We start from the raw sequence: 259 nt of genomic DNA, 5'->3' as shown, positions 1-259 counted from the left end.
GCCAGCAATCGTCGAACAGCGCGGGGCGGCTCAATGAAACGCTAGTGGTGCGTCCCTGAACGACGTGTTACAGAGCCTTTGCCCCAAAATCGGTCGGAGCTTGCCATGATTACCCTGCATCACCTGAACAACTCGCGCTCGCAACGCATTCTCTGGATGCTCGAAGAGATAGGTATTGACTACCAGATCAAGCGCTACCTGCGCGACCCGCAGACCATGCTCGCCCCTGCCGAGTTGCGCCAAGTGCATCCTCTGGGCA

Annotated in this window: 1 protein-coding gene; it reads left to right on the top strand. The window is 58.3% G+C overall.

The window, feature by feature from the left end; genetic code table 11:
* Nucleotides 1–105: 105 nt before the first annotated feature.
* The coding region (locus E0D90_RS28535) for a glutathione S-transferase N-terminal domain-containing protein (protein ID WP_130800370.1) at nt 106–259 on the top strand (154 nt) is incomplete at its 3' end.

The organism is Streptomyces otsuchiensis, assembly GCF_004305975.1.
GTDB lineage: Bacteria > Actinomycetota > Actinomycetes > Streptomycetales > Streptomycetaceae > Streptomyces > Streptomyces otsuchiensis.
This window is presented reverse-complemented; position numbering and strand designations above follow the sequence as displayed.